At 58.8% G+C, this 23,842-nt stretch carries 23 protein-coding genes and 1 pseudogene; 13 read left to right on the plus strand and 11 right to left on the minus strand.

Features of this window, described 5'->3' with window-relative positions:
- Positions 1-166 precede the first annotated feature (166 nt).
- The gene (locus WDM24_RS04765) at positions 167-430 is read right to left on the minus strand and encodes a hypothetical protein (protein WP_166212946.1); all 264 of its coding nucleotides are present in this window, start codon (positions 428-430) and stop codon (positions 167-169) included.
- Positions 431-875: 445 nt separating this feature from the next.
- Between WDM24_RS04765 and WDM24_RS04770 the strand changes: the two genes are divergently transcribed.
- Positions 876-1,205: a hypothetical protein gene (locus tag WDM24_RS04770; RefSeq protein WP_338830604.1), complete on the plus strand. Its 330-nt coding sequence runs from the start codon at positions 876-878 to the stop codon at positions 1,203-1,205.
- 777 nt (positions 1,206-1,982) lie between these two features.
- Complete coding sequence (locus tag WDM24_RS04775; protein WP_338830605.1) at positions 1,983-2,729, plus strand: outer membrane protein; 747 nt, start codon at positions 1,983-1,985, stop codon at positions 2,727-2,729.
- Between the two features lie 322 nt (positions 2,730-3,051).
- Here the strand turns inward: WDM24_RS04775 and WDM24_RS04780 are convergent, their stop codons facing one another.
- Positions 3,052-3,501: a hypothetical protein gene (locus tag WDM24_RS04780; protein ID WP_338830606.1), complete on the minus strand. Its 450-nt coding sequence runs from the start codon at positions 3,499-3,501 to the stop codon at positions 3,052-3,054.
- On the opposite strand from WDM24_RS04780, the gene WDM24_RS04785 reads away from it, so the two are divergent.
- A complete protein-coding gene (locus WDM24_RS04785; protein WP_166212954.1) occupies positions 3,500-3,754 on the plus strand; it encodes a hypothetical protein in 255 nt (84 codons plus the stop codon). The genes WDM24_RS04780 and WDM24_RS04785 overlap by 2 nt on opposite strands.
- Before the next feature lie 292 nt (positions 3,755-4,046).
- On the opposite strand, the gene WDM24_RS04790 is transcribed toward WDM24_RS04785, so the two are convergent.
- Positions 4,047-4,529: a hypothetical protein gene (locus tag WDM24_RS04790; protein ID WP_338830607.1), complete on the minus strand. Its 483-nt coding sequence runs from the start codon at positions 4,527-4,529 to the stop codon at positions 4,047-4,049.
- Positions 4,530-5,628: 1,099 nt separating this feature from the next.
- Here WDM24_RS04790 and WDM24_RS04795 point away from each other — a divergent pair.
- The 3 genes from WDM24_RS04795 to WDM24_RS04805 all read left to right on the plus strand — a co-directional run bounded on the left by WDM24_RS04795 (position 5,629) and on the right by WDM24_RS04805 (position 9,982).
- Positions 5,629-6,636: a transporter gene (locus WDM24_RS04795; protein WP_338830608.1), complete on the plus strand. Its 1,008-nt coding sequence runs from the start codon at positions 5,629-5,631 to the stop codon at positions 6,634-6,636.
- A 75-nt stretch (positions 6,637-6,711) separates the two neighbouring features.
- Positions 6,712-8,589 (plus strand): sensor histidine kinase, encoded by a 1,878-nt coding sequence (locus tag WDM24_RS04800; RefSeq protein ID WP_338830609.1) that lies wholly within the window; start codon positions 6,712-6,714, stop codon positions 8,587-8,589.
- 241 nt (positions 8,590-8,830) lie between these two features.
- Positions 8,831-9,982 (plus strand): AI-2E family transporter, encoded by a 1,152-nt coding sequence (locus WDM24_RS04805; RefSeq protein WP_338701873.1) that lies wholly within the window; start codon positions 8,831-8,833, stop codon positions 9,980-9,982.
- A 322-nt stretch (positions 9,983-10,304) separates the two neighbouring features.
- Here the strand turns inward: WDM24_RS04805 and WDM24_RS44310 are convergent, their stop codons facing one another.
- Positions 10,305-10,652: a hypothetical protein gene (locus WDM24_RS44310; protein ID WP_414645683.1), complete on the minus strand. Its 348-nt coding sequence runs from the start codon at positions 10,650-10,652 to the stop codon at positions 10,305-10,307.
- Between the two features lie 189 nt (positions 10,653-10,841).
- Positions 10,842-12,530: an aspartate:alanine exchanger family transporter gene (locus WDM24_RS04815; RefSeq protein WP_338695673.1), complete on the minus strand. Its 1,689-nt coding sequence runs from the start codon at positions 12,528-12,530 to the stop codon at positions 10,842-10,844.
- Between the two features lie 142 nt (positions 12,531-12,672).
- Between WDM24_RS04815 and WDM24_RS04820 the strand changes: the two genes are divergently transcribed.
- Both WDM24_RS04820 and WDM24_RS04825 read left to right on the plus strand, forming a co-directional pair.
- Positions 12,673-13,107 (plus strand): HdeA/HdeB family chaperone, encoded by a 435-nt coding sequence (locus tag WDM24_RS04820; RefSeq protein ID WP_338830610.1) that lies wholly within the window; start codon positions 12,673-12,675, stop codon positions 13,105-13,107.
- Positions 13,108-13,133: 26 nt separating this feature from the next.
- A complete protein-coding gene (locus WDM24_RS04825) occupies positions 13,134-13,427 on the plus strand; it encodes an HdeA/HdeB family chaperone (protein WP_338695676.1) in 294 nt (97 codons plus the stop codon).
- A gap of 745 nt (positions 13,428-14,172) precedes the next feature.
- Here WDM24_RS04825 and WDM24_RS04830 read toward each other — a convergent pair.
- From WDM24_RS04830 to WDM24_RS04840, 3 genes and pseudogenes are all read right to left on the minus strand, one after another.
- The gene (locus WDM24_RS04830) at positions 14,173-14,475 is read right to left on the minus strand and encodes a hypothetical protein (RefSeq protein WP_338830612.1); all 303 of its coding nucleotides are present in this window, start codon (positions 14,473-14,475) and stop codon (positions 14,173-14,175) included.
- Positions 14,472-14,930 (minus strand): hypothetical protein, encoded by a 459-nt coding sequence (locus WDM24_RS04835; RefSeq protein WP_338830613.1) that lies wholly within the window; start codon positions 14,928-14,930, stop codon positions 14,472-14,474. Before WDM24_RS04835 ends, WDM24_RS04830 begins: the two co-directional genes overlap by 4 nt.
- Positions 14,927-15,298 (minus strand): annotated as a pseudogene (locus WDM24_RS04840) (hypothetical protein); the annotation flags it as partial. The gene WDM24_RS04835 and the pseudogene WDM24_RS04840, both read right to left, overlap by 4 nt.
- Before the next feature lie 82 nt (positions 15,299-15,380).
- On the opposite strand from WDM24_RS04840, the gene WDM24_RS04845 reads away from it, so the two are divergent.
- Positions 15,381-16,732 (plus strand): IS3 family transposase gene (locus tag WDM24_RS04845; protein WP_166208706.1). Its coding sequence is split into 2 segments (ribosomal slippage): positions 15,381-15,717 and positions 15,717-16,732, totalling 1,353 coding nucleotides; the frame shifts between segments, so codons are not numbered across the junction.
- Positions 16,733-17,355: 623 nt separating this feature from the next.
- On the opposite strand, the gene WDM24_RS04850 is transcribed toward WDM24_RS04845, so the two are convergent.
- Positions 17,356-17,790, minus strand: a complete 435-nt coding sequence (locus WDM24_RS04850) for a universal stress protein (RefSeq protein WP_338830614.1) — start codon at positions 17,788-17,790, stop codon at positions 17,356-17,358.
- Between the two features lie 1,049 nt (positions 17,791-18,839).
- On the opposite strand from WDM24_RS04850, the gene WDM24_RS04855 reads away from it, so the two are divergent.
- From WDM24_RS04855 to WDM24_RS04870, 4 genes are all read left to right on the plus strand, one after another.
- Positions 18,840-19,172 carry a hypothetical protein gene (locus WDM24_RS04855; RefSeq protein WP_338830615.1) on the plus strand — a complete coding sequence of 111 codons (333 nt, stop codon included), beginning with the start codon at positions 18,840-18,842 and terminating at the stop codon, positions 19,170-19,172.
- A gap of 110 nt (positions 19,173-19,282) precedes the next feature.
- Complete coding sequence (locus WDM24_RS04860) at positions 19,283-19,426, plus strand: hypothetical protein (RefSeq protein ID WP_166299031.1); 144 nt, start codon at positions 19,283-19,285, stop codon at positions 19,424-19,426.
- A 71-nt stretch (positions 19,427-19,497) separates the two neighbouring features.
- The gene (locus WDM24_RS04865; protein WP_165127175.1) at positions 19,498-19,803 is read left to right on the plus strand and encodes a hypothetical protein; all 306 of its coding nucleotides are present in this window, start codon (positions 19,498-19,500) and stop codon (positions 19,801-19,803) included.
- A gap of 514 nt (positions 19,804-20,317) precedes the next feature.
- The gene (locus WDM24_RS04870; RefSeq protein WP_283843081.1) at positions 20,318-20,452 is read left to right on the plus strand and encodes a hypothetical protein; all 135 of its coding nucleotides are present in this window, start codon (positions 20,318-20,320) and stop codon (positions 20,450-20,452) included.
- 601 nt (positions 20,453-21,053) lie between these two features.
- Here WDM24_RS04870 and WDM24_RS04875 read toward each other — a convergent pair.
- A complete protein-coding gene (locus tag WDM24_RS04875) occupies positions 21,054-21,734 on the minus strand; it encodes a Crp/Fnr family transcriptional regulator (protein ID WP_165127173.1) in 681 nt (226 codons plus the stop codon).
- Between the two features lie 1,381 nt (positions 21,735-23,115).
- Positions 23,116-23,643, minus strand: a complete 528-nt coding sequence (locus WDM24_RS04880) for a PRC-barrel domain-containing protein (RefSeq protein ID WP_338830616.1) — start codon at positions 23,641-23,643, stop codon at positions 23,116-23,118.
- Positions 23,644-23,842 lie beyond the last annotated feature (199 nt).

Here is a 23,842-nt window from a genome sequence, read left to right on the forward strand (position 1 = left end):
AGCGTGCCATCTGTCGGAACTTCAAAAGTGACATACCACGTGTGCTTCATACCGCGATACCGCCACCCAGTATCGGTCGCCTGTTCTCCGCGCCGGGACGATAAAAAGCCATCACCGGGATGAAGCGGTGACGGCTTCTCTTTCGCTCGTGACCGCGAACAAGCTCTTACCGCCGCGCCCCAACGCGATTGACGCCACCATTCATGTTGCCACCGGCGTTATGACGAACCGCAGCGCGTGCCACCGGACGAGGCCTCAGCACGACGCCTGCGCGGGCAACGCAACCAGCCGGATATTCAGTGTACTGGCAGTACACGACCGCCTTGGCTGGCGCTGGATTGAGGGTGACGCCTGCAAGCCCCAACAGGGCGCTAGCAGCAATCCCGGCAACAGTCGCTGACTTGATCGAAAGACGCTTCCTCGAATGCATCGCGGACCTCCCTTTTTCGTGCCTGCGGAACAGATGCACGGGAGCCGCCTCAGGTGCGGCTGAACATAGCGTAAGCGCCAAAGGATCGCTGACGTTGACCTAGATCAAAGGAGCTGGGACGCTGTGTGGCCTTCTAATGGCCTCGACGCTGGTAGCGAAGAGGGCGGCGCGTGACAATCGCTCGTTGCTGGGGCCATCCACCAGCCCGCTTGGAGCGGCGGCCCGGATGGTCACATGAACAAGGCAAATGCAGTAAGGGCGACCGTGCAAATTCCGAGCACGACAATGCCGATGTAAAAGAAAATCTCTGGCATAGAGCAAGCCTCTGGTGCTTGCTAAATCAGCACACGGCCCGGCTCTCGTCTGAGCAAAATTGCTCACTTTTCCTCTCTTGCGGGGGAGCGCCCGACTACATCAAATTAGGACCAGCACGGAAAGTGCGATTGTGGCGCAACCGGCTATCGTTATTGCGTCCCATTTCATGGAGCCGTTGCCGTTCCGCTCGTTGATTTGGATCAAGAACGAATTGCGACCTATTGAAATTTATGTGCCCAGAACAGTGAATAGGCTTCTCGATGTGAGCGATGGCGATTTTATTTCGCTGTGTATGTCGATGGCTTGCCGCCCGGAGAGATCAGCCCGCGTGACACTGCAAAAAAAAGCCATGGGCGCGGCAAGTGTGTCCGAGATCGCACTTTTTCGTCGGCTTCTGGGCGTATTGCGGGTGTGGGATATCATCATCACCGCCCTGCCTTCGGCTGTTATCGGTGACTGAGAGTGTTGCGCTCCCGCCTGACCCATGGGGAGTGCATCACATGCCGGAATGTCATTCCCCTCGCATGATCGAGCGATCTCGCTGCCCCAAGTGCGACATTCGCATGATGCTGGTCTATGTCGAGCGCAGTTTTGCTGGTCCCGATTTGCACACGCTTGTATGCCCTAAGTGCGAACTGGCGTACAAGGCGCTGGCAGACCAATGAAAGAACCAAGCGGGCTGGCTCATCCGCCCTTTCACCAGAGACCGCCGGTCGTCAACGATCAAGCCAGCAGCGCGTAGGAAAAGGCAGGAGGGGCTAAATGCAGCGGGCCTGATGCAAACGCGCAGTGCTCTGACGCGCACCACGGGCCTCCCTATTCGCTTACCGGGTCCCTCGGGGCGCGTCATGAACCGCCGGGACCGCGCGACCGCATCCATTGAAGAAATCTGGCGCGAGAAAATCCGTGGTTGCAGCTTCAGGCGAGGCAACACGTCTGCCTAGGACGCGCCCAGCTCGACGAAGGTCTCGCTGCATTTGCGGGCACGATCAATCCGCACTCACCGAAGCAGCTTGTCCCAGCTTCCCAGATCTTCGCCTGGCTCGCCGATGAAGACGCGAGTGGCGAAAGGCCTCACGGCAACGACCAGCAATAGTGCAAGGTGTCGTGCATAAACCTTTGTATATGAGTGTTGCCATTTTGTTACGGAGGTCTTGCCCGACACACACTACGCTCTAGGCTGGTAGTGCAAGTGGTTTGCACGCGAGCGTGCAGTTGAGAGAGAGGGGACACTGGGATGAGAAAGTTCTTAGCCGCCGCTGTCAGTTTCGCGGCAATTGCCATGGCCGCCGCACCTGCATCGGCCGCCGACATGGCCGTCAAGGCCCCGCCTCCGGCTCCGCTGCCGGTGATCTACAACTGGAGCGGCTTCTACATAGGCGCCCACGGCGGCTGGGGACAGAGCCGGAATTGCTGGGATTTCGTGGGGGTGGCCGGTACGGTCATCGGTGACGGCTGCCGCGAGCGGTCAGGAGGCCTCGTCGGCGGGCAGATCGGCTACCGTTGGCAGGCCAATCAGTGGGTGTTCGGCCTGGAAGCCCAGGGGGATTGGGCTGATCTCAGCAGCCAGCGTGTCAGTATTATCGCTCCGGCGTTCTCGACCCGCACGACAACGGACGGCATCGGGCTTTTCACCGGCCAGATCGGCTACGCCTGGAACGCCTCACTGTTGTACGTGAAGGGCGGCGCGGCGGTCACAAGCAATCGTTTCAGCATCCTTAGCACGCTTACCGGCGCCGAACTGGCCTCCGCAAGCGCGACCCGCTGGGGTGGGACCGTGGGTGTGGGCTGGGAGTACGGCTTTGCACCAAATTGGTCTGCCGGTATTGAATACGACCACCTGTTCATGGGGGACGCGAACAATTCGTTCTCTGTCGCCAATCCGATTGTTGCCGGTGCGCTCAATCGGATCAGCCAAGACGTCGATATGGTCACCTTGCGCATCAACTACCGCTTCGGCGGTTACGGCGCAGCGAGATACTGACCTCGTCCTATTCCAACTTTTCCCGTAAACTGGGCCGGCAGAAATGCCGGCCGATTTTGTTGGAGGGAATATGTCTGAAGAACCCGTCAGACGGGCGATCCGACCGCAATCGAACCGCCGCCAGGCTGCTGCCGTGGTTGCAGCTTCAGGCGAGGCAACACGTCTGCCTAGACGCGCCCAGCTCGACGAAGGTCTCGCTGTATTGCGGGCACGATCAATCCGCACGTCCCAAGGCAACTCATTCCGCCGTCCCGCATCCAAGCTTGGCATATTGATGAACAATGAAATGCTGAGCGAGATACAGGTCCCGACCGGACGCCGATCACCAAGTTCCGAAGCCGGACCAGCCGAACTGCCCTCGTCGTGCCGCCAGAAGCATCTGCGGTTGGACGTTTCGCCTCGGTCGAGCCGCAACATGCAACTTCTTGCGTTGTCGCTTGCGATCGACGGTTTCAGGCGGGCGTGTATCCGGCAGCATCGCGAAAGAATTCGCTACCCCCGGGCTCTGTGCGACGGTAACGGGCGATTCGGTCACATCCGACGAAGTTGCGACCTCGGTCGGCTCGGCCACGGGCGCAGTGGCGACGATCACCGGCGATCGGGTATCGAAGTCAACACGCTCGGGCCATTTGCGATCCGAGTGGATACGTATGGCCGGCCGGTTCGCAGCCGCCTGATCGACGGTCGGGGCTCTCGGCAGCGAATAATCTGCAACAAAGAGCAGTGCGAGCAACACTGCTCCGACCTTCCAGAAATATGCCGCCAGTGGCATGCCGGTCGCTCCGGTGCGCCCCGAACCATTGACCTTGGGCTCGTCCTGTTTCGTCGTCTATCGAGCCGCACGGCGGCGACTGGAACCGGTTCTGGCTCACTTTGCCCGCGCCATCATCATTGCCCATCGTGCTCTGTTAATAGACACCGCGCCGCACGGCGCGCCGTGTTTGGCGGAAATCGCGACGGTCGACACGACGCGCAGTCACGCGGGCGCGCCGGTACGTGATGGCCTGCGCTTGATCAACGCTTAACTCCACGCCGCGCGGTGTCACCTGCGGCGAGACCGGAACGGTCGCCAACATCACCGCTGCAAACAGCAGTCCGATAAGTGAGAAAGCTCTCATTGCACCTACTCCCTGTTGTCACATTGGGTAGACGGCAAAGGCTGTCTGGTCTGTGTGCCTATTGTCGACAACTGTTATAGGCAATCTGATAGATCGGCGGAGTGTTGATCTAGGTCAATCATTAATACTCTTTCGTCTGAGCAGATCGCAAAAAGGCGGCCGAGAAAGCCGCCTCTTTCGCGATGCGTAGGTGGGGCCCCTACTGACAGAAATACATCTGACCGTCGTCAAGTTTAATTGCGCCACCCGGCGTGCATTTAATGCTGTTACGCGCCGAGTAATCATCCCATCCGGAATAACCGTAGTAGGGGCTATGTCCGTGGTAAGCCCTGTGGACGTAGTGAGCTTGCCCAAAGTAAGGATCAGTTTGGGCCGCGTAAGCGCCGCGCCAATTGTTGTTTCCCCAATTGTTGTTTCTAGGCGCAGCCGTGGCGGCGATAGCGGCACCCGTGCCGACCGCTGCGACGCCTGCGCCGACAACACCTGCCCCGTAGTAGGCCGCCCGTCGGTTCTGACGACGCGCAACGCCCGCAACGCTCACGGGGGTTAGCGGGCGACCAACCCGCGCCTGGGCGCTCTCGACTGACAGCGAGATGCCGCCTTGCTCAGCCCAACCAAAGGAGAACAGTGCTGCACAACCGAAGGCAGAAGCTGCAAGCGCTGCCTTTCTTACATACTTCATGAGTCTCTTCTCCGTTTTGAGGAATACCCACTCCATCCTTCACCAATGAATGCATGCCTTCACGCGTATTGACGCAGATCAACGCGGCTAGACGTTCAGCCGGGGCATCGGTCACGTTCCCGTTATCGCGCGATATAGCGGACCCAGTCCTGACCGACCGCAAGACGCCCGAGCGGCTGATGTCTCTGATGGGTCAAACACGGAAGTCGGAACACGCAACAGTAGCGTCCGCTTCACCCCGACACCGGACTTTCGATAGCCCGCGCGGCACTTCCGAAAAAGGCCAAGAGGCGACATGGGATCGCGTCAATAAATGAAAGAAGCCGCCAACTGAGGCGGCCTCTGGTCGAGCGCTCCGGCAACACCTTTTTTGGGGCCACGGGGCCGGTACTGGGGCCATCTACCGGCCCGGGTGGTCGGTCGGGCCAGGTTGCGGGGAATTACCCTGAAATAAACATAACGGCGGCTGCCAGTGCGACAGGGCAAAGCCCGAAAACTACAGCGAGCACCTTGTAGAGTAGGTCGTCCGGCATAACGCAACCGTCCTCTCTTTTAGGTTGAAGACGTAAGCCGGGAAAACTCGGTAACGCCAGTGCAGTTTGTGCCAAGCCATAAAAGTTATATCACCGGAACTCCGTTCACCCACGGAGAGCGCCGGAAGGCGCTCGGCTACATCGTGAAGATGACAATCAGGATCAGCACGGAAAGTGCGATTGAGACGCAGCCAGCCATCGTTATCCGATCCCATTTCATGCTGTGAACGTTTGAAGCTGTGGCCGGTCCGCTCGTTGATTTGGGTCATGAAACGCATTGCGACCTGTCGAAACTTATATGCCTAGAACAGTGAATAGGGCCTCTCTGTAGTCCTACCGAGAACGGGCGAGGGCGCTGCGATGCCGGATGTTCGTCATCGTTCCTTAAGGGTCCTGTCGAGGCGCAACTTATGCGGGGACCGCGCTACCCCGGATACCGATTTCGACGAGATAGATCGCTGGGCCTTTGCGTAGCTCCTCGTGCCTGAAGCATAAAACGATGACGAAGGTTGCCAATGGACCGTTCGATCCCTTGAACCGACAAGGTCGCTTGGTAGGATGCTTCGATGAACCGGCATGGCGTTGGGGTGCAATTGACGGTCAGTGATGCGCCCGTTGTGGTCGACGCAAGCTCCGATGCGCCTGAAGCGCGTGTCGCAAGCCGGCTCTCTCTCTGCTTGGCATACGGAATGATCGCCGCTTTGTCCGTGGTCTCCAATGCGAAGGCACAGGAGGCAGAGCCGCGATCCTACTCTAATACGCCTATCGGGTTGAATTTTCTGATCGCGGGTTACGCTTACTCGCAAGGCAAGCTCGCGTTCGATCCCAACACGGCGATTGCCGACACTACATTCCGCTCCGACACCGGGGTGCTGGCCTATGTTCGGTCCTTCGAGCTTGCGGGCCAGTCTGCCAAGCTTGATGTGATCGTGCCGACATCGTCCTTCGCCGCGCATGGCCTCGTGAACGGTGAGCCGCGCGAGCGGGAGACGTTGGGCTTGGGCGATCCGCGATTTCGCTTCTCGGTCAACTTGTTTGGGGCACCCGCGCTCTCGGCGAAGGAATTCGCCAGCTATCGGCAGGATCTAATCGTCGGAGTAAGCATGCAGGTCTCCGCGCCGGTCGGGCAGTATGACAACGCGAAGCTGCTCAACCTAGGCGGAAATCGCTGGTCATTCCGGCCCGAGTTCGGGATTTCAAAGGCATGGGGTCCATGGACCGTCGAGCTAGCCCCAAGCGTAACTTTCTTCAGCAACAACACCGACTTCTTCGGCGGCAATACGTTCTCGCAGGCTCCGATCTATGCCGTGCAGGGACATGTCATCTACACGTTTCAGTCCGGCGTATGGATGGCGCTGGACGGGCTCTATTTCGCGGGCGGCCGCACGGCCCTCAACGGCGTCAAAAGTGATAACGAGCAGGCGATAACGCGAGCTGGCTTGACGGTCGCCTTGCCGATCAATCGACAGAACTCACTCAAGCTCTCTGCCAGTACCGGCATCACGACCCGCACAGGAAGCGAACTGACGGCAGTTGCTATCGCATGGCAGTATCGTTGGGGCGACGGATATTGAGGAAGGATGTCGTATGGCAGGGCGACAGTCCGTAGCGCTCGATCAGGCGCGGGCCATCGTCGCGGTAAGACAGCAATGCAGTTTTGGCTAGTTGCCTTATCATGGCGATCTTGCACGTGGACCTTCGCCGCTGCGCTGGCGGTCGCATTTTTGCTGGCGACGCTGGGTCAAAGTCAGGCGGCTGATCCAGGGCCCAAACGAGTTCTGATGCTGCATTCATTCGGTCCTCGTTCCAAACCTTGGAGCGACTACGCTCAGGCCATTCGCACAGAAATAGACCTGCACTCGCAGAGTTCGGTGGAATTTCTGGAACATTCACTTGTGAATGCCGGCCAATCTCAGGAAAAATTGGAAGGTGCCGTCGTTGAGTACCTTAGCACCCTCTACACGGACCATCCGCCCGACCTTATCGTGGCCCTCGGCGCACCGGCAGCCAGTTTCATCCAGCGCCATCGTCAGCTTATTTTTCCAATGGTGCCGATGATCATTACAGCCGTAGACCAGCGCTTAGTTCAATATGAAAAACTGACGGATAATGACGCTGTAGTGTCGGCCACGAATGATGTTCCGTTTCTCTTCGAGAATATCATGCGCGTCTTGCCCGACACAAAGACCATCGCAATTGTAAACGGCACTTCCCAAATAGAGCGATTTTGGACGGAAGAAATGCGTCGAGAACTCGCGCCACTCGCGGGCCGGGTCGAGCTAAAATGGTACGATGAACTTCCATTCGACGAGCTTCTTAAGAAAGCAGAACATCTTCCGCCTCATACCGCAATCTTCTTTGTTCTAATGAATGTCGATGCGGCAGGGATAACACACGAAACGGGCAATGCTCTGAATAAGCTCGCTGCCTCAGCCAGCGCGCCGATTTTCTCTTTCGATGGTTCTTTTTTCGGAGAGAATGTCGTTGGCGGACCGATGTTCTCTCCGCTTGAGGGAGGGCGGATAGCCGCAGCCGTTGCCATTCGCATCCTTGAGGGAGAAAAAGCAGGCAATATCAAAACTCCGGCCATTGAATACGCGTCGCCAAAATTTGACTGGCGGCAAATGCAGCGGTTTGGGATCAGCGACAGTAACCTGCCTATTGGCAGCACCGTCTACTTCCGACAGCCAACGGTTTGGGAGCGGTATAGGTGGCAGATCGCATCCATCGTCGCGGTTCTTCTGATACAGATCGGGTTTATCTCGGTCCTGCTGCGTGAGCATCGTCGGCGTCAACTTGCCGAAGTGCAGGCGCGGCAGCGCATGGCTGAACTTGCTCATGTCAATCGCTTCTCGACTGCTGGTGAACTGACCGCCTCAATCGCTCATGAAATCAACCAGCCGCTCGGGTCCATTCTGACCAATGCCGAGACCGCAAAGGTAATCCTGCAATCTCCCAGCCCTGACATTTCCGAACTGAACGAGATTGTGGACGATATTTTGAACGATGACCGGCGCGCTAACGAGGTCATCCGGAGTATGCGCAGCCTTCTGAAAAGGGCACCCTTCGAACTGAAACGTCTCGACCTCAATGACGTCGCGCGGGAAACCATCGAATTTCTCTCGGCGTTGGCTGTCGCGCGAAAGGCCGAGTTGATCGGCGTGATAACGCCGGGTGCGCTTCCGGTGCTCGGCGACCGCATCCAGCTTCAACAAGTCATTCTGAACCTTGTCGTGAACGGGATCGACGCGATGAAGGACATGCCGAGCGAAAATCGCATCATCAGCATCCGAACTTCGCGGGTCGAAAGCTTCGCTCAGCTATCCGTGTCAGATCATGGTCCAGGCATTCCCGAAGACAAACTAGAAAGGGTCTTCGCGCCGTTCTACACCAGCAAGGCCGAAGGCATGGGGATGGGACTATCCATCGCGCGCACTATCATCGTGGCACACAAGGGGCTGATATCAGCGAGAAATAGGGATCACGGTGGCGCGTCGTTTAGGATCAGGCTTCCTCTTGTTAGTTGACCCAGAGCGGCGGCTCCGCGCCGAAAGCCACCGTCGAGCCGATCCATCCGAAGGCCATGCCGGTGGCTGCAAGAAGGCGAGTGGATCGGTCGTCAGTCAGCAGGGCGGCGCACTTGCCCGATCCCGCCTATGGGCCTCCCGGTCGGTCGTGTTCGCTTGATCTGGATCAAGCCCTCCGCGCGAGAGGGGGGACTAGGCTCTCTCACCCGCAACTTGCGTGGCCAAGGCTGAAGGCGCGTCCGTGAGAACACTGCGTCAGATCATCTCCGGAGACGAGATCATCCAGCTTGTGATCCGGCTGGGTTTGCTCGCGGTCCTGATCGCCTGGACACTGCTCCTGATCCGTCCGTTCGTGCCAATCCTGGCCTGGAGTGTCGTGCTCGCCGTTGCGCTTAATCCGGTGTTTCAGCGCCTCGCCAAAATCCTCGGCGGCCGGCCCAAACTTGCGGCAGCGATCCTAACCCTTATCAGTCTTGCCGTTGTCATCGGGCCCGCGACGTGGCTCGGCATGGGCGCAGTCGACGGGATCAGGGATCTTGCCGGTCAAATGACGGCGGGCGAGATGTTGGTTCCTTCGCCACCTCAATCGATCAAGGATTGGCCACTCGTCGGGCCTCGGCTCTTCGATCTCTGGGATCAGGCCTCGACCAATCTGCGTTCGCTTCTGCGCGAAGTGGTGCCCTATCTCAAGCCCCTCGCGACGACCTTGCTTGGATTTGCCGGCAATGCCGGTGTGGGGACCGTGAAGTTCCTGCTGTCCGTGGTCGTGGCTGGCGTCCTGTTTCCATATGGCCCGCAGCTCGTGGCCGCGGGTCGTGACTTTCTGTCACGGATCGTGCCGGACCAGAGCGAGCACTTTCTGGACCTCGCGGGTACCACCATCCGTGCGGTCGCCCAGGGTGTGATCGGCGTCGCGATCCTCCAATCCTTGCTCGCCGGCATTGGGTTCAAGCTGGCCGGTATCGCCAGCGCGGGACTGCTGGCGTTCGTGGTGCTATTGCTGTCGATCGTGCAGATCGGCGGAACGATCGTCATCCTGCCGGTCATTATCTGGATCTGGACCGACAAGGAATTCCCGATCGCACTTCTGCTGACGGTGTTTCTCGTGATCGTATCAGTGCTCGACAACATCCTAAAGCCGCTCGTCATGGGGCGAGGCCTTACCACGCCCGCACTCGTCATCCTGATCGGGGTGATCGGGGGAACCCTCGTCCACGGCATCATTGGCCTCTTCATCGGACCGATCATTCTGTCGGTGGCTTGGGAACTGACGGTTGCCTGGATCCGTACCGAACGCGCTCCGCGGCGGGGAGATGTTGGCTATGGGCCGCCGCGCTCTCTTGATCTGCATCAAGGCGTCTCTTCAGCCCCTTCGCTGGATAACAATCGCTGACCCACCAAACCAAGAGCATGGCCGAGTCCGCGATGGGAGCACGCGATGGCAGTCCAGTTCCTGCTTGGCACCGTCATCAGCGTGATCAACATCGTGATTCACGCGCTCGTGACTGTCGTGGCAATCGGCATCGCCCGCACCGCCGGATTGTAGCACACGGCACTGCCTCGATCGCACCTGATGGCTGTGATGGTCACGACAGCCGTCATTTGGTGGTCGCACACACGGTCGAGGTCCTGGTCTTGGCGCTTGCCTACGCCATGGTCGACGCGACCACCGCGACCTGCTGCAAAGGTGATGATCGCCCTGACCTGCGGCGGGTTCACACTCGACAGCGCGATGGAAGCCCAGCCGCGGCGGACTGTCCGACGACGACGTCGTCCTTCGGGAGAACGCGTTTCTCGGCTACCATGTAGTCGATGATCCAGAGATCGACCTGCGCCACCGAACGCCCGGCGTCGGGAAAGCGGATTGGTACAGTTTCCGACCATGGAGAAGAACGGCCCGTAGAGACCGTGCTCGGGAATGTCGATGGCGGCTGAACCATATCCGCTGCCGACCGGCGCCACCACGAAGTAGCCGCGTTGGCGAACCACTTCGCGGCGTCGCGGAATTCCAGCAGCGGAAAGAAGCCGCGATCGACCGGCTTGAGCGAGACGCCATGGTTCATGACCGCGAGCGGGAAGGGGCCGTAGCCGACGGGGCGAACATCGAGAGTGGCAGCGGCAGCGCCCAGATCTCCTCCTAGGTACGGACATTGTCCGCGGCGATGGACGGCAAGCCGAAGGCGGCAAGGAGCCCAAAGCCCTCAAGAGCGGTCGGAAGATTGCGGCCAACTGCCTACGCATCGTCGCCGCCGTCAGCCGGTATAAGTGAGCGCCACGATGATCGGGCCGAGCACGGTCAGGACGACATTGCCGATGGCGTAGGGCACTGCGACGCCGAGTACTGGGGTCTGACTCTCGGCGACTTCGCAGGCTCCGGTCACCGCAGCGTCGACGGTCATGGCGCCAGCCAGCGCCCCACAGGTGATGACCGGATTCATGTGCAACACATAGCGCGCAAACAGCGTCGCGACGATCAGCGGCACCAGCGTGACGACCAGGCCCATGCCCACCAGCAAGGCCCCATGCGCCTGTATCGCAGCCCAGGCCGCGGCTCCGTTGCCGAGGCCGATTGCTGCGATGAAGCCACCGAGCCCGAGATCGCTCAGTGTCTGCTGTGCCGCGCGTGGTAACGCTCCGATGGTCGGCCGGCGCGACCGCAGCCAGCCGCAGACGAGGCCAGCGATCAGCGCGCCGCCGCCGCCGCCCAAGGTCAGCGGGATGCCGCCGACCCTGAAGCTGACGAGACCCGCGAGGAGGCCCGCGGCGATGCCGGTTGCGAGAAAGGCGATGTCGGCGCGGTCGCCGGAGCGCAGGATCTGCCCGACCTTCGTGGCGGCGCGCTCGATGTTGTGAGTGCTGCCGACGAGCGTCATGACGTCCCCGACATAGACGCGGGTGTCCGGGCCCAACGGGACCTCGCGGCCCATCCTGGTCAGCGTGCGGAGATAGACGCCGCGGGCGTCGTTGCCGACGCGTTCAGCGATCTCCTTGATCGATCGGCCATGGAGATGGCGGCTGTCGACGAGGACGTCGATCACGTTGCCCGGGATTGCCTTCAGGATTTCGTCGGCATCGATTTCGTTGCCGATGACCGGCTTTGCCGCGACGAGGGCAGCGGTTCGCCCGGCGACGACGATGTCGTCGCCGGGTTCGAGAATGGTGTCGAGGCGCGGCTCGATATCGGCTCCCTGCCGCACGATTCGCTCGACGACAGTGCGGCTGCCGATTTCCTCTTCGACGTCCTTGACCGTGCGTCCCGCGGCGGCCAATACCCGGTACGCGCGCGCCTGGAATTTGCGATAGTGGAGATTTTCACTCTGCGGCGGGTTGCCGCCGGAAAGCTCCGCCTCCAGCTTCGCCGCCTCCGCCTTCAAATCGATCCGCATCAGTTTCGGTGCGACAAACGGCACGTACAGGAGCGTGAGAATATAGCCGAGGACATAGGTGACGGCGTATCCGGCTGCGATGTTTGCTTCCTGCTGCTTCAAAGCATCACTGGACAGGCCGACCTGCGCGAGCGCTCCGGACGCCGTGCCGATGATGGAAGATTGCGTCAGCCCACCGGCGGCAAGTCCCGAGGCCGTGCCCGGATCGAGCTTGAACGTGAATGCAAATATCAAAACGAGGATGAGGCCTGTGCTGCCGAGCACGAGCGCCATGCCGACCTGCGCCAGGGTGCGGATGCTCAAGGAGGCGAAGAATTCGGGGCCGGACCGGTAGCCGATCGTGAACACAAACAGGCTGAACAGAAGCACGCGCAGCACCGACGGGAATGTAAAGGTCCCGAGCTGACCAATGAGAACGGCCACCACCAGTATGCAGGCTGTCGTTCCGATCGAGAAACCACGAATCTTGACTCGGCCCAGCACCGTGCCGATGGCGATCGAAAGCAGCAGGAAGATTTCCGGAGCGGTGGTGATCATCCACCTGACGGTACCCATGGCGCATGCCCTCCAGCCATTTGCGCGGAATCTGGTCAGTGAAACCCGGCGACGCTTGATTCAGATCGATCCTCGCACGGTTGAGAGCCTGCGGCCTCAAGGCCATCGTCGATAAGAGGGGCACGTCTCGGTGCTTCGGTGCTTGCCAACCTTCTGCAGCGCGGCACAAAAGAAAGAGCTTGATCTAGATCAAACCCGCCGCCGCGTTTCGCAGATTGATCTGAATCAATACTGGCAGCCGATTCTCCTTCCTGAATGCGCCTCATCGGTGACGGAGTTGATTATGCGGAAATCCGTGCTCTATCTGATCCTCGCGGGCGCGACCTGGCCATGCGCAGCCCATGCGCAAGTTAAGATCGATCTGGCCCGTGTGACATGTGCCGACTATCTAGCGCTTTCAGCCGAAGACTCGGCGGTCTTTTCTGCGTGGATGAGCGGTTGGTTCAATCAGAAAACCGGTTACGTGTTCGTTGACTTGAATGCCTATGCTCGAAACGTCGCGAATGTGAAGTCGTGGTGCGCTTTAAACCCGACGCAAACCGTGATGGCCGGTCTTCAACGCGCAACGGCTCAATAGCGACCACAAGCGACACTGGAGGCCTTATGAAACGGACCATCATTTCCAGCTTCTGTGTGTTGATCCTGATGAATATTACGCCAGCCCACGCCCAGGTCGTGATTGACCTTTCGGTGCTCACCTGCAAGCAGCTCCTTGATTCAGATGCCGAGCGACAGGCCCTGATAAGTTCGTGGATGGGCGGCTATTTCAGCGCGACAAAGAATCTCAGCGAACTCGACATCCGCTACGTTAAGCGGAACGCGAAGGTTGTAGGCAGCTACTGCAAGACGCACAGGTCGGATACCGTCATGAATGCAATGCAGAAGAACTGGCACTAGACTTAGCGTCCGGGCCTGCCGGCACTCTCTTTTGGAGGCTGGCCCACGATGGGGTTGAGCCGAAGTTGCCAGCTTAAGGGCGGATCTTCGCGGTTGACCAGGTCGACATCGTCACATGCAGTATGAAGCCCGGCGGCGCGCATCTCCGCGGATCCGTCAGCAATACTTTTTGCCTGGCTCAAATCCAGCGCGGTGTTAACGGGTCATTCCGGTCGCACATCTGCGGACGGCTCGGCGAGTCCGGTGCACCGTCGTTCTCTCGACGCACACTCCGTTGACGCGTGTCCTACCCGCGCCGCAGGCAGCAGCGATCCGGGTGATCATGGCGTCCGTCTGATAGACCATCGGCGGGGTCACCGCTGGCGCTGGTGTCGCAATCAACAAGGCGAAGACAGCAACACCCGACGGGTCTGTCGAAACCTCGCGCGCGGGAGCTTGCTTTTGATCTAGATCAAACCTCCAGTTCATCTACGTGCTCCATCACTGTTGCAGTGACAGTTGTAAACACGGGTTGCCTGCTTGAAGGGCTGGAAGCTGGTACGCACCGTATCAAGTTAAGGATGTCGCTGATGAAAGCGCAGGAACCACGGCCTGACTGGGCGCGGACATTCCCTTCTCGGTGAGCAGGTACAAAAGCAGCAAACGTCATCCTCATCCTAGGCCCTCCCGCGGTTTCGACACCAGCTCTGAGACCAGCCAATTTCTGGTGAAGAAGAAAGACCATAGGCGCGAGATAATTTAAAAGCTACGTAAGCCTCATTGAGGCCGCTTCAGATGGCGGCTCTCTCGTGAACAGATCGTTTCCGGCCTGCAGCATCTTCACGTAGGTCCCGCTTTCGTGCTTCTCCAGCCAGTCGTGCTCGATGGCGTAATTGAGCCCGGCGGTGTACTCGGCTGGCGAAGCGCCGTCCTTGTCGATGAACGGATAGTTGATTCTCTCGATGTAGATCCGGCCGTCCTGGATCGGCTCGAACGCTCGAGCGTGCTCCATGATCCTGCGGGCAGCCGTCTCGGGATCTGCCCAGAGGCGCCCTTCCTTCATGTTCATCGTCGGATTCCATCGCGCTTCTGCGCGGCGTAAATGTGTGGGGTGTGGATTTGGCTCTCAGCGGGCCGATGGCTATCAAATGTTGCGCCACACGGACAGCGCATCAGCGACGATGGCTGTTGAGAAGGCAGCTTTTCGCCGCGCGCCCACATGGCCTGCTTGCGCTCGATCCAGTCGCGCTGGTCTCGCCAGGCCTGGAAGTCCGCCTCTGTCAGGGACGGCAGCAGTAATTCCCATTCGGCCTCGAACGCCGCGCGCGCCTGGTTGAAGGTCCCGGCCGGGCCGCCGGTCGATCGGTCGCATCCCGGATAGAAGCCGCATTTCCATTCCCACTGTTCGGCGTGGTTGGGCACGCCGGAGTGCAGCCCGATCGAGCCGACCTGGACGTCACCGTGGAAGATGTTCCACCTTTCAAGTGCGGCGTTCTTGTCGCGTCGGCGCGTCAGCTCGGTCATGACTCGTCTCTGATCGGGCAGCGCTGCCAGAGCTGCAGCAACTCGGCGGCAGGCCGCTTGCCGGCCTTGCTGCATTTCACGCAGCGCAGGCGGCCGGCCAGATCGTGAACCCTGGTCGTCGGAACGTGGCGAAGCCCGGCCAGGTCGACCGCCCTCGGCGTCTTGCAGCGCGAGCACTTGATCTCGAGCCACGGATAGCCGGCGTTGATGGCCTGGTCGATCGAGGGCGAGGGGTCAATCGGGCCGCCGTCGGCCCATATCCTCTCGTTCCAGCTTTGGCAGAGCAGATCGTCGGCCTCGCGGATCAGCGCCTCGCCGGCGGCGCGCTTCTCGGCCGAGCGGGTGGAGAGGATCGTCGTCACCGCCTGTTTGCCGTCAGGGCGTGTGAGACAAATTGAAGGATTTTGCGGAGGGAGGATTTCTGGTTCATCGTAGCCACCAGGAGCGAAGATGAAGCAGAAATCCGGACCGGGCAAAGCGCCGGCAGAACAGGTACTAAGGGACATTCGGCGCCAGACCCGCCGGCAGTATTCGGCGGAAGAGAAGATCCGCATCGTGCTGGAAGGACTGCGGGGCGAGGAGAACATCTCCGAGCTCTGCCGGCGTGAGGGCATTGCCGCCTCAATGTATTACGGCTGGTCGAAGGAGTTCCTCGAAGCCGGTAAGCGCCGCCTGGCGGGCGATACGGCGCGTGCGGCGACCTCCGGCGAGGTGACGGATCTCCGTCGTGAGACGGCCGCATTGAAGGAAGTCGTGGCCGACCTCACCCTTGAGAACCGCCTACTCAAAAAAAGCATGAACGGGGATGGGGAGGACGAGGCATGAGATATCCTGCGTCCGAGAAGGCCGAGATCATCCAGTTGGTCGAGCAGTCGCACCTGCCGGCCAAGCGCACGCTGGACAAGCTCGGGATCCCACGCGCCACGTTTTATAGATGGTATGATCGCTATCGTGATGGCGGCGTCGAGGCGCTGGCTGACCACCGGTCTCGACCTGACCGGATATGGAATCGCATCCCCGACGATGTGCGGGGCCAGATCATCGACCTGGCGCTGGAGCTGCCCGAGCTGTCGCCGCGCGAGCTGGCCGTGCGGTTCACCGACGAACGGAAGTATTTTGTCTCCGAGGCATCGGTCTATCGGCTGCTGAAGGCGCATGACCTCATCACCAGCCCCGCCTATGTGGTGATCAAGGCGGCGAACGAGTTCAAGGACAAGACCACCGCCATCAACCAGCTCTGGCAGACCGACTTTACCTACCTCAAGATCACCGGCTGGGGCTGGTACTACCTGTCGACCGTGCTCGATGACTTCTCGCGTTACATCGTCGCCTGGAGGCTTGGTCCCACGATGTGTGCCTCCGACGTCACGGCCACACTCGACCAGGCACTCGCGGCCTCCGGCCTTGACCACATCACCGTCGCGCACCGGCCGAGGCTTCTCAGCGACAATGGTTCGAGTTACGTCGCGGACGATCTGGCCAGGTGGCTCGAACACAAGGGCATGCAGCACGTGCGCGGCGCTCCGTATCATCCCCAAACCCAGGGAAAGATCGAGCGCTGGCATCAGACCCTGAAGAACCGCATTCTGCTCGAGAACTATTATCTACCTCACCACCTCGAACGGCAGATCGGCGCCTTCGTCGAGCATTACAACCACGTCCGCTATCATGAGAGCATCAAAAACCTGACCCCGGCTGACGTCTACTTCGGCAGAGCCGAGACCATCCTAACCGAACGACAGCGCATCAAGCGTGAGACCATCGCAAACCGCCGCTTGCAGCACCAACTGCAGGCCGCTTAAACTCCAACAACAGATGAGCCAGAGCCTCCCTTCTCGAAAAGCCTGATTAGTCTCAAATTATCTGACGACGGACAACCGCTTCTTCAACGATCCCACCAACCTCGAACTACGTAAGGCGCATCGGCTGACGCGGGGGTTCTAAGCGAGCGACGACAACTGCTGCCGCTATGATTCTAATTCGCGACGTTTGTGTTGGTTTGGCGTCGCGAAGCTGCGAGCGGGCTTATCCTTTCCACGCTCGCAGTCGAAAGGGCGAGGCGGGTCATCATTCTCCTTCCCGTCTCCCTGTTTCCAGGGCGCGTGTCCATCACGACTCTTGTCATGGTGATGCTCTGGCGCGGCAAGACGGCGAGTGCCGCGAAACAAGTAACCGCCGCCAGCCGGGGCCGAGGAGCAAGTGCCTCGATGCCCCGGCACCTTTGGCGTTATCCCGGCACGGACGGGACCAGTGCCACCCCTCACACTGCACTTTCTTCGGAAAGGAGTGCGGGACGGCGATGACCCCTACGAGAACGAAGCCTACCGGCTGTGGGCCATCAAGCAGCGGGGCAGGCCGTGACATCCCACTACCGGGCATTATCTCCGGCGCGTTTATTTGGCCCATCGAGCGGTCTGCTGCACATTCATTGACAAACCAATACGGGGGTTTTCGCGTGCGTCAGCACCTTGTTTGTCACACTGCCGATTAGTAGCGCGGAAAGTCCGCTGCGCCCATGCGATGACATAACAATGAGATCGCAGCCTCTGTCCTCGGCTGCTGCGATAATGGCTTGATGGGGTTGTCCGTTCTCTACTTGAATTGTCTTGCAGGAAACACCAGCCTCCTTGGCCGCATTTGCCGCGCGATCCAACACGCTCGTGGCCTGTTCCTGGCGCAGCTCAGCATATTTTGCGAGTGTTTCAAGGAACGGAGACCCTCTTCTCATTTCTGAAAGCGGCTCCACAACGAAGATTACAGAAACTTTGGTTCCAAGGGATTTCGCCAGCGCCAACCCATGCGCCACCCCATGCTCCGCAAGTTCCGACCCATCTGTCGGAATGAGAATATGCCGGTACATGCTTCACTCCCGATTGTCTTGACCTATCGCTGCCTTCCGAAGGTAAAGCTGGGCCCGCGTTTCGGATACGGCCTTGAGATAAATCAATCTATCGGCCCATCGTGCCGCGACCCAGATGTCCACACATCGGGCGCGCTCACCATGCGTCAGGCAAGCGTGGTAACTGCTTCGCTTTCGCCGTTTCCTCGACAAGCAACGTCAGCAGCATTGCATCCCGTAATCATCCCGTGACGGATTGCTTTCGCTTTCCGCGATCAGCTTGCGGTAAAGCGCTACGTTTTCGTCGTGGAAGAAGGAGTTCATTCCGATCTCCCAACAGAGGGTAAGGTCTGGGCCCCAAGCGGCCATAGTGTCTGGTTCCCGACACAACGCAAGGCTTATTAAGGGGCATGGCAAACAAGATGATGGAGCATTACTGTCGAATCTGGCCAAGCGGGAAACGCTCAAACGGCTGCTCGCAGGGGAAGAGGCTAAATTGATTGCGGGCTAGCGAGACTACCAAGGAAAGTGAGAGTTACTGGTTTTCGGCCCAAGGACGCCAGTGCGTCGGGTTGATGGTGACGCGCTGATTGGTTTGCGCGTTGATCCAGCCACAAAAGATACGACGGCAAGCAAACACTAATGCATGCAGGGAGTCGCGTTCTACCACCGCTAGCTCAAGTTCGCGATCAAACGGCGCGGTCGAAATGTCCTCCCACACTGACGGATCACGCCTCGGATTGATCTCGCGGATTGCGGACTACCTGCAAGCCTCAACTGGACAACGCGATAAGCGACTTGAAAAACGACTATCACTGGTAGGGGCACCGGGTGCTTGCGAAAGATCAACTGCGTCGGATTACCTCATGGAGGCCAGCGGTCAAATTGCGCGACCTCGCTTGAGCGCAGCAGAACCGCTGTTCCTTTCGAAAGAATCCGCAATGTCCGGAACCAGACACAATAGCCCGCGTTTAGCTTACTTGATCTTGCGAGCCGATCTCAACGGCCTCTGTTCGGACCCGGGGAACTGATCAGGAAACTCAAAAACTGGATCTCCTTTGGAGGCTATCATGGATGGCACTCGAAACGAACGCGCATGCGCGCGTGCACAGCACCTCTTGGCACAAATCGCACCCTTGCTCGATGACGCTGAAGTCCAGCGCTTGCGTGAACTATCTATGGATTACATTCGCGAAGCCGAAAGAATTGAAGAAGGCGTCACAACTGTGGAGTCCAGCGAACAAATCACGACGCGCTTAGATGCGGTAGCCCGCGACTTTTTTGCTCGTGCTCTTCACGAAATGAATCAACAAAAGGGTCGTCGTCCACCGCGAAGTAAGGTCGCTGTCAACGGACATCGCAAAGGCCGGGCGCGCGCCTGGCTAGTTGACGAGGCTTCATAACGAGGCGCGGGCCCGATGTTGGACTGTTTTGACTAGCCGACATTTGACTCGCTATTTGCTTTTCCGAGGTGCAGCATAAATCGAAGCTGGCTCCATCGAAGGAGTGAGCCATGTCGGATTTTATCTTCAAAAGCACTCTTGGCCATCGAGACCATGCGCGGAAGGTCGCCACGCTCCGCGAGTTACTGGCCGAAGAAGATGCCAATCAAGCTGAGTTCCACACCAAGAGGCTAAGACCGAACGTGGCGCAGTGAGGTCGTCGCAGCCCAGTTGAGCTGAAAAAGCTTTGCTTGCCGTCGGAAACCATCATCGTCAGGAGTTAAACATGGCCCTCCTAAGACGCGAGTTGTACCGTCAAGTTAGAGGCCCTGAGGTCACCCACGCGGATCGGTGCGCGCTGGTCTTCGATACGGACACCAAAAGCTTGTATGTCGAGCGCGAGGTGGCGGATTTCGACGCACGCGTCAGCGGTACGATTGACATGCAAACCGCCGCAATGGATATCGCGGACTATCTCAAGCAAGGTGGCCAAACAGCCGGGCACCGCGAATTGTGGCGGCTGCTGAGGACACTCTTCAAAGACACTGATGATACCGAAGAGATGATCGGTTACGTGCGCGCGCTCCGATAACCTCTCTGCTCGCTAGTCCAATCTGGCCACACGCAAAAGCCGCCAAGGTTTCCCTCAGCGGCTTGTGCCGTTGCGTTGCGTTTGCGTGGAGGTTTGCTGCGCCGAGCGGTGCTCGAACGTAGCCCAAGCCTGCCACCCACAGGACGCACAACCTTCATTGAATGAGCAGTGGATGCGTCATCGCATGAGGCAGTCGATGCGTTGCCTGTATGTCGGGGCCGACGTATCCCCGATGGGGTATGATGTGGCACCGGCGACGGTGCTGATCAAGTGAGTGCCGCTGTCCTATAGATGAAATCCTTCACTAGTCGGGAGTTCCGTATCTAACATCTCTGGCTGACATCAGACTTACGACAGTCCTCTGAGGGAACGGGAAGAATGGGCCGACACCCAAGTTACGGGGCAACCAGGTAATCGGTTGCGCGAGCCAATGGCGGAACTAACTCAAATTGAATTGGGTTTTCGTTATTGGTGTCAGTTCGGAAGTCCGGTTATGTGTAACAAGTGCGCGGAGTTGGATGAGAAGATCGCGCACTACCGTTCGCTCAGGATGCGGATCACGGATCAACTGACCCTAGACGGTCTCGCGCTTTTGATTGAGCAGTACGAAGCCGAGAAGCGCAAGCTACATCCCGAACCGAAAGAGTAAGGCCGAGTGACGAACGCGAAGAGGTTTCATCTGCGGCGTTTTCTCGACCGCTCGACCAACAGCTGCCAGCTGGCAAGCGGTACAACGGTGCGCTTACGGTCCGCGCTCGCACGCCTCAAGGCCGCCGGTTCAATTCGGCGGTTTTTCTTTGGGTTTTGAAGGAAGCGGCGAGGGGCTGATCCGGCTTTTTAGATTGATGCCTTTCGGGCCGGCGCGCTTCCACTGGCCGCGCAAATCTAGCGGCCCACCGCCGTTCGAACTTTCTTTGAATATCCCGAGGAACGTAGCTCATAATCCACCTTCCGGTTCAGCCCCTCGATGGAGCCTCAACGCGCAAGGTGCTCTAAAGGATCCTCATTTGCGTGACGCGGTCCTTTTTCTTTTCAGGCGAACAGGTCGTTTCCGGCCGGGAGAATCTTCACGTACGTCCCGCTCTCGAGATCTCCAGCCAGCCTTGCGCGATGGTGTGCTTGAGGGCGGCGCCATATTCAGCAGGTGTGCCCTTGTCCAGGTACGGGAAGGGCCGGTGCGATGTCCGGCGCGAAGAGTTTAGTCGCCGCTAACGACGCGACGGTTGGCGTTGAGGCGCAATTTTATCGTTTTACAATTCGCGCTTGATCTCGGGCTTGTCGTACAAGACCGCGTTCAGCAATGAGCTGTTGACCTCGATTTTTCCGTTGTAGCTGATGAAGCCGAGCTTGCGGAATCTGTTCATGAAGAAGCTGACGCGGGATCGCGTCGTTCCAATCATTTCGGCCAATGTCTCCTGGCTGATATTCGGACTGATCGGTTGAGGGTTGCCCTCCTTGCCGAAATTCGCCAGCAGGAGCAGCAGGCGCGCCAATCGTTTTTCACTGGAGTTGAAGAGCTGATCGATCAAGTCCTCTTCAATCCGGCTGTTGCGGGTCAGCAGATAGGCTATGAACACCTCCGAAAACTTGGGTTCATCGTGCAATGCCGCGACCATGGCGGTCTTCGTTATCGCGGTCACCAGGCATTCCTCCATCGCTGTCGTCGTCGCGATACGCAGCGAATGGCCGTTCATGCAGCCTTCGCCAAAGAACTGGCCGGCCTCCAGAATGCCGACCACGGCTTCCTTGCCTTGCTCTGATATGACAACAACCTTGACCCGGCCTTTCTGGATATAAAAAACCGTATCTGCCACGTCGCCCTGCGCAAAGACGATCTCATCCTTGCGAAACGCGAGGATGGTCTTCCCTTCGCCTAACTTGGCGAGAAACTCCTTAGGATCAAATATTGCGTGGTTGGTATTTTCTGGCATGTCCCGTTTCGTCCCGCGCGGTGGGACACCTAGCTTACCATTCAGCCGCGGACGTTCGAAGTAAAAGTGCCGTACCATGGCAGCTTTTCGCAGCCAGGATGGGAGTACCCGGCTGCCGATAAGCTAATCGAGCGGTCAGCAGACCAAGCCCGAGCCGGACCCAACAGGTCGCAGACACCGCCTAGAGTGGCGGCTAGATCGCAACTGCAAAGCTTCCAGTCGTCTTGCATTCCGGGGCACTCGAAGGTACGGACTTCATGACCGGGTTGAGCAGGCTCGATGCAAGCCAACCGCATAGGCTTGCCACACCTGGAGCACGGAAGAATTCCGATCTCCGCGCGGCTGTATAGTGGATTTGGCTGGATAGATGACATCATGCATCCCCCGTATTTGGCGGGAGCATTGCTGATCTCTCTGTCGCCGATAACTGCCTATTGCGGACGGCGATGGAGCTAGTCTTGCCCGACGCAACAATTCGGGCTGGTCAATATTGACCACTATTGAAAATTTCGTTCAGCAAGACGGCCCCAATGTAGGGACACTGAAGCCGTCTAAGCAGGACGCCGTGGGCAGGAAGGCGATCCAAGCAGCGTTAAGACTCCCGAACAACACTTGTTCCGGGTCATTATATTGTGGGTACCGAACCGGGGACTTCCGGTTCACCTCGAAGAGCCGACATTCCAGTGGTCATACCTACCTATGGGCCACAACTCGGACTCATGAAGTGCGGCAAACGACATCCATGAACTGCAGTGACTCAATCACCTCGTCGGCGCGGCTCGATCACTCGACCAGCGCCCATCGCGCTCCGTTAATAAACGCCACGCCGCACGGCGCGACGCGTATGGCGGTACACGCGACGGTCGACACGACGCGCAGTCACGCGAGCACGCCGGTACGTGTAGGCCTGCGCTTGATCAACGCTTAACTCCAAGCCGCGCGGTGTCACCTGCGGCGAGACCGGAACCGTCGCCAACACCACTGCTGCAAACAGCAGTCCGACAATTGAGAAAGCTCTCATTGCATCTACTCTATGTTGTCACACACCAAGTCGACTCACTCATCTGCAAAAGCCCGACGGACCGCGTCGGGCTGATTGCTAATATGCGTCGTGACCGGCAATCAGCCATTAAGTGCAGGATAGATCGGCGCCGTCTGTATAAAATTGATCATCGCCAGAAAAAGTTTATTGGCGTTGCTGCGCTCGCCCAAAGGACTCCTTCATATTGGTCAGAATGTCGCACAGACAATCCGGTCAAAACCAATGGCTCCGATGGTGGCGAAAAGAGAGGGCGCCCCCTAGCAACGGACGCGTCATCGATCCGGCCACTCAAACAAAAAGCCGCCCCGGTGGGAGGCGGCTTCGGATCGCAGGCGAGAGTTAGTACTTAAACTCCGGCATGGCCTTCAATTCATCCTTAGTGGCGTTAAGCACTGCGTGATCAGGGTACCAACTCTTACTGGCGCTAGTGGTGGTGGTTGTCGTGGTCGTAGTTGCGGCACCGGTCGTGGTTCGCGTGGTGCTGTCTGGAGCGGAAGTCGCTGCAGGAGCATTCGCTGGGGCGGACGTTGTCGACGCAGTTGTCGAGGTCACCGGTTGGTCAACCCACTTCAGCTTATCGAAGGTGACTGCCACGTAGTGTTCGCCCAAGCCGAGAACGCCACCCACACCCAGAATGACATTGGCCACCTTGCCTGACCTATCCAAGATCACCTCGTTGATATCACCGATCTTCTCGTTTGCTTCATTGTACACATTCACGCCGGCGAGCTTAGACGCGCGCCATTCACCCACCTTGTGCGTGGTGGCAGTGGTAGTCCAATCCACCTGGTTCGTGGCTTGCGCCGACGCCGCGCCGGTCATCGACGCAGTAGCAAGGAATGCGATTGCAAGGCATTTCGAAATCATGATGTTCCTCCATTGGTTAGGGGAACAACAGGGCGCAGAAAGTTTGGTTCCAGTGATGGAACGGAAGTTATCCGTGCTGGTGAGGTCTCTGAACTGACCCTGTCCCGTGCCACAATCGCCTCGACCCAAGGCGGCGCGATTGCGGACACGGGACGATCCCGCCAACAGCAATACCGTTCAGTTAGGGACGGGAGCCCGC

Origin of the sequence: Bradyrhizobium sp. 27S5 (assembly GCF_037217225.1) — a bacterium.
GTDB classification, from domain to species: domain Bacteria; phylum Pseudomonadota; class Alphaproteobacteria; order Rhizobiales; family Xanthobacteraceae; genus Bradyrhizobium; species Bradyrhizobium septentrionale.

Coding starts and splice junctions, on each gene's coding strand:
- WDM24_RS04765 (WP_166212946.1), bottom strand. CDS start 430: ATGCATTCGAGGAAGCGTCTTTCGATCAAGTCAGCGACTGTTGCCGGG.
- WDM24_RS04775 (WP_338830605.1), top strand. CDS start 1,983: ATGAGAAAGTTCTTAGCCGCCGCTGTCAGTTTCGCGGCAATTGCCATG.
- WDM24_RS04785 (WP_166212954.1), top strand. CDS start 3,500: ATGCCGGTCGCTCCGGTGCGCCCCGAACCATTGACCTTGGGCTCGTCC.
- WDM24_RS04780 (WP_338830606.1), bottom strand. CDS start 3,501: ATGCCACTGGCGGCATATTTCTGGAAGGTCGGAGCAGTGTTGCTCGCA.
- WDM24_RS04790 (WP_338830607.1), bottom strand. CDS start 4,529: ATGAAGTATGTAAGAAAGGCAGCGCTTGCAGCTTCTGCCTTCGGTTGT.
- WDM24_RS04795 (WP_338830608.1), top strand. CDS start 5,629: ATGAACCGGCATGGCGTTGGGGTGCAATTGACGGTCAGTGATGCGCCC.
- WDM24_RS04800 (WP_338830609.1), top strand. CDS start 6,712: ATGCAGTTTTGGCTAGTTGCCTTATCATGGCGATCTTGCACGTGGACC.
- WDM24_RS44310 (WP_414645683.1), bottom strand. CDS start 10,652: ATGAACCATGGCGTCTCGCTCAAGCCGGTCGATCGCGGCTTCTTTCCG.
- WDM24_RS04815 (WP_338695673.1), bottom strand. CDS start 12,530: ATGGGTACCGTCAGGTGGATGATCACCACCGCTCCGGAAATCTTCCTG.
- WDM24_RS04825 (WP_338695676.1), top strand. CDS start 13,134: ATGAAACGGACCATCATTTCCAGCTTCTGTGTGTTGATCCTGATGAAT.
- WDM24_RS04830 (WP_338830612.1), bottom strand. CDS start 14,475: ATGAACATGAAGGAAGGGCGCCTCTGGGCAGATCCCGAGACGGCTGCC.
- WDM24_RS04835 (WP_338830613.1), bottom strand. CDS start 14,930: ATGACCGAGCTGACGCGCCGACGCGACAAGAACGCCGCACTTGAAAGG.
- WDM24_RS04850 (WP_338830614.1), bottom strand. CDS start 17,790: ATGTACCGGCATATTCTCATTCCGACAGATGGGTCGGAACTTGCGGAG.
- WDM24_RS04855 (WP_338830615.1), top strand. CDS start 18,840: ATGGATGGCACTCGAAACGAACGCGCATGCGCGCGTGCACAGCACCTC.
- WDM24_RS04860 (WP_166299031.1), top strand. CDS start 19,283: ATGTCGGATTTTATCTTCAAAAGCACTCTTGGCCATCGAGACCATGCG.
- WDM24_RS04865 (WP_165127175.1), top strand. CDS start 19,498: ATGGCCCTCCTAAGACGCGAGTTGTACCGTCAAGTTAGAGGCCCTGAG.
- WDM24_RS04875 (WP_165127173.1), bottom strand. CDS start 21,734: ATGCCAGAAAATACCAACCACGCAATATTTGATCCTAAGGAGTTTCTC.
- WDM24_RS04880 (WP_338830616.1), bottom strand. CDS start 23,643: ATGATTTCGAAATGCCTTGCAATCGCATTCCTTGCTACTGCGTCGATG.